We start from the raw sequence: 4499 nt of genomic DNA on the forward strand, positions 1-4499 counted from the left end.
AACGTGCGGGTGTCAGCTGGTGGGTCCGGCCGGTGTGGTTGTCGGCCGGGGCACGAGCAGGTATTCCATATGTGCTGACCTGTCGACCAACCAGGCGGGCGGGTGGTCGGAGGTGACGCCGCTCTGGGGGTCCCACCACACCGGTCCCGGTGTGCGGTTCGGCGCCACGGTCGTCGGATAGACGACCACCGTGGCATGGCTGATGTCGCTGAGGACCGGGAACCCGTTCGAGTAGAACAGCGGTTGCTTCGTGATCGGGTCCTGTTTCTGCCAGATGTTGTGGACCAGCGCCGCCGAGCCGGGGCCCTGCTGCTCGATGGATTCGTGCAGAGCCGCGAACTGTCTGTCCATGCTACCGGCGGAATTGAAGCTCTGGATCGGGGTGCCGAGGAAGTTCTGGGCACGCTGCATGCCGCCCGCCTCACCCCAGCGATTGTCGAGCCACCGGGGCAGTGCGACCTGCGGGTCGCCCATGAAGCTCGCCAGACCGGCCAGCGACGTGTCGAGACAGTTGTTGTTACGGCCCGGCTCACTGGTGCCGCCGGCGTTGACGAGCGTGCCGTAGTCGTTGTCGCGCGGGTCCGCGCCGACCAGGAATCGGTCGCCGTCGCGCAGGGCGTCCTCGACCTCGTGCTGGAAGCCGGGGTCTTCCAGCGGTTGGAGGTAGTTGAGTCCGAAATGGCGGGTGCCGCCGAGGCCGGTGAGTCGTGATGCGGTGAGCGCGCGGGCCATCGCGTTGCCGAGGTGCCGGAGATCGTCCGCGCTCAATCCGTCGGGGTTCGAGGGACGTGGCAGGCCGAGGTGCTCGCGCAGATTCTCGGTGAAGGACTCGACGGACATATCGGGATGCCACTGGCCGTGGCCGTGGCCGATGGTGATGTTCAGGTGCGCCGAAGCGATGTCCGCTGTGCTCTGTGTGGGCACGAGGTCCACGTGCAGCAGTTGCATCGGCTCCAGAATCTCGCCGCGACCGAACTCCGAATCCGTTGCCAGATGGGCTCTCTGCCAGAACTGGAGAGCCTGATCGGGAGTGACGCCCGGACCGAGGCTGGTGTGCATGACGATTCGCGCGACCGCGACCGGCGCCACGAGGTCCTCGCCACCGGCGTGCTCGTACCGGAGGTGATCGAACGAGGCCGTGGCGCTGCGAGGATTCGCCGCGACCGGCGTGGTCGGTCCGACGGGCGTCGCCGCCTTGAGCATCGCACGCCTCTCCCGGGCCTGTTCGAGGACTGCCTCTCGATCCTCGGACAGGCCGTGGGCGGGCGAGTTGCTGCCGCTGGCGGATTGTGAAACAGGTTGTGGGAGTTGCTGTTCGGTCACAGATGTTGCCGAAGCCTGTGGTTCGGAGATATATGTGTCCGTCGCCGGAGCGCCTGGTGCGGTGGACGATGGCGGTGCGATCGCGGGGTCGGTATCGAGGGCCGGGAAGACCGGTCGTGCGGGGCCGGGCCGGGCCGTACCTGCGGTCGGCTGCCCGCCGAGTTCGTTGTCGCGCTTGGTCTCCCAGTCCGATGTGACCTGCTGTTCGAGTTCCGCGAGAGTTTCCGGGACGGTGAATTCGTGGATTCGGGCGTCGTGTGGCGCCTGCAGGTGGGTGAGGACCTCCTGGATCAGCATCGGTGACCTGCTCAGGGCCGGGTCGAAGACCTGCCAGGCGGCTATTCCGCCCTCGACGGTGTGCACGAGGTTCGCGGTGTACTGGCTGATGGGCACGGACTGTTGGCTGGAAACGTTGCGGCGCAAGGCATCCGGCACCGTGGTGGGCGCCCGCATACCCTCTGCGGTGATGACGAGTTTGCGGGGGTAGGTGCCCTGCCGGATCAGGGCCGATGCGGTCAGGTGAGCACGTTCGATGGACCCGACCTCGGTGGTGAACGGGAGCTCGCCCAGTGCCCGGATCCAGTCCGTGGCCGTATCTTCCAGGACCGGGGCCGGGTCCGCATCCGACGCCGAGATCGCGGCCGGGGGACGGGCGAAGGCGTGGTCGATGTAGTCGTGTTCGTCGGGTAGAGCGGTGCGTAGGTCGTCGAACAGTTCGCGGCCGCCGGTGGCGGTCCGGTACGCGGATTGGACGGGCCACAGTGCGTGCGGATCGCGGTCCAACTGCATGATCATTGTCAGTGCGGCGAGAGGCTGTCCGGAATCGATCCGGTCTCGTATCGCATCGGTGTACGCGCGCACCGCTGGCGTGTTCTCCCGGGACACGGACGCCGGGAGCGCGGATGCGGGAATCGTCGCCGGTTCCCAGCCCATCAGGTGCCGCACCCGGGATGCCTGCCCGTCGGACAACCGGCCCGTCTCGTGCGCCTGCCGCACCGCGGCGGCCAACGGGATGTGGTGGGCGATCTGGTAAGCGCCCTCGAGGAAGGCGGGATCGCGTTGCACCGCCGCATGCCGCAGCGTGTCCAGCATCGCGGGGAAGGCGATCGGACCGTCGCCCTGCAAGGCGGTGGCGAGCTGGGCGGCATATTCGTGATCGGAGTCCGTATCCCGATTGCCCACGATGAAGCTGTGGAACTCGGTGGGCAGGTGGGATTGCAGGAATCTCGCGAGTGCGGGGTTGTCGTCGATCAGTCCGACTCGTGCCGGATTGCCTGCCAAACGGGCATCGATGATGGCGAGGATGTCGCTCTCGACCGCTGGTGCGCCCTCGGCCTGATGTGTGCGCAGATAGTCCTGCACCGCGTCGCGGATCTGTCCGCCGAGCTTCCGGCGCGCCATGATGTTCAGGCTCTGCAACAGACGCTCGTCGGTGTCGGCGTCCGCCAGGGCCCGGTCGAGTTCTCGCAACGATTCGGGTCGGTGCACTTCGTTCTCGGTGCGCGGCGGGAGCAAGCGCCCCGGGGCCAGGGCCATCGCGTGCGAGTCCAGCAGCTTGGCCGTACCGTCCGGCAGGATCTGGTTCATCCGCAGGTCCTCGCCGTTGACGAGAATCTTGCGCGGTTGGGTGCCGAGCGAAATCAGTTCCAGCGCAACGTGATGCGCCAACTGGACGCATCCGGTGTCGAGATAGCCGTGCGGCATCGGGTGGTCGCCGGACCAGTGCTCGAAGGTCATGGTGTCGATGTGTGCGAACCATTCCCGGGCGGTATCCCACTCCACCGGCACCCGCTCGTCGTCCGAGCCCCAAAGCGAGTGCCGCTGCGGGGATTCGGCGAAGACGTGGTCGAGATACTCCTTCTCCTCCGGCAGGCCGTTGCGTAGATCCGTAACCAGATCGCGCCCCCCGGTCTCGTTCCGATAGGCGTCCTGGACGGCCCAAAGTTTGCGCGGGTTGCGGTTCAGATTTTCGATGAAGGCCAGGGCGCCGTCGGTATCATCAACCGACAGAAGCGATTTCACGTACTCGCGCACCGCGGGTAGGTCGGCGGGCGACTGGCCCGGACGCGCCGCGGTGCGCGGCACGCTCACCCCGGCGGGCAGGTCCTGCTTCGGTTGCCAGCCCATCAGGCGAGCCATCCGGCGTTCCTGGGATGCGGACAGTCGTCCCTGCTGAACCGCTTCGCGGACAACGTCTCTCAGCGGGCGGCCGGATGTGGCGGCGAACGCGTTGTCGAGCACCTCCGGTGCGGAGTGAGCGCTGTTCAGGATGGTCAGCACTCGGGCGAAGTCGATCGGTCGGTCGCCTGTCAGCGCCGCGCCCAGGGCACGTGCGTACGGATGCTCGGGCACGGATTCGGTCTCGGATGCGAACGCCGCGGGCGCGGTCTCGGTCGTTGGGAGAATCGCGTCGGTCCGGGATCGCAATGTGGTGCTGTGGCCGGTGGGTTCGCCGGACCGCGTGCCCAGCACAATGTTCTGGTTGTCGGGGGCCTGAAGGTTCGGATGCCGGGCTGACGAGAGGCCGTGGGCTCCGGGGCCGCTCATGCCGATCGCCAGGAATTTCGGTAAGTGAGTGAGGTCGACCGCGAGAATGCCGCCGCGGCGTGGGACTGTGGTGTCGGGTGGGTCTTCGCGGTCGGGGTCGGGGACCCAGTCGGAGGTACCCGGCGCTCTGCGTTCCTTGACGCCGTTGGGCTCGGTCGAGTACCGGGTGCCGTCGGAGGATATGCGGAGTCTGCCGCCATCCGGGTAGGTGTACTGGATCGCGCCGCCGGGTTCGCGGTGGTAGCGGGTGCCGTCGGATTCGGTGCCGTATTCGGTGCCGTCGGGGTCGCGGCGGTAGCGCAGGCCGTCGGGTTCGGTGCCGTATTCGGTGCCGTCCGGTTCGCGCCGGTAGCGGGTGCCGCTGGTATAGGTGCCGTATTCGGTGCCTCTGGGGCTCTGGCGAGGCGGGGTGCTCGGTTCGCCGATGTGGTCGCTTCCGCGGGGGTCGAGTCGATACTCGATACCAGCACCCGGGACGGGGAACTGGCCGTGGTCGCCGTACGGGTCGTCCAGCAGGAGACGCACCGGGGTGCCGGTGTCCTCGTGTTCGATCGCCAGGACGGTGTAGACGTGATTCTGGGTCAGGCCCGGTACCGCGCCCGAGCCTCCGAAGGTATCGGTTCCGACGG

Annotated in this window: 1 protein-coding gene; it reads right to left on the minus strand. The window is 67.5% G+C overall.

Going from position 1 to position 4499, the window contains the following annotated elements; translation table 11 throughout:
* Nucleotides 1–12: 12 nt before the first annotated feature.
* Nucleotides 13–3870, minus strand: a complete 3858-nt coding sequence (locus NV1_RS46630; protein WP_307630465.1) for a toxin glutamine deamidase domain-containing protein — start codon at nucleotides 3868–3870, stop codon at nucleotides 13–15.
* Between the last annotated feature and the right edge of the window lie 629 nt (nucleotides 3871–4499).

It is taken from the genome of Nocardia vaccinii NBRC 15922 (genome assembly GCF_001613305.1).
In the GTDB taxonomy this organism is placed as follows: Bacteria; Actinomycetota; Actinomycetes; order Mycobacteriales; family Mycobacteriaceae; genus Nocardia; species Nocardia vaccinii.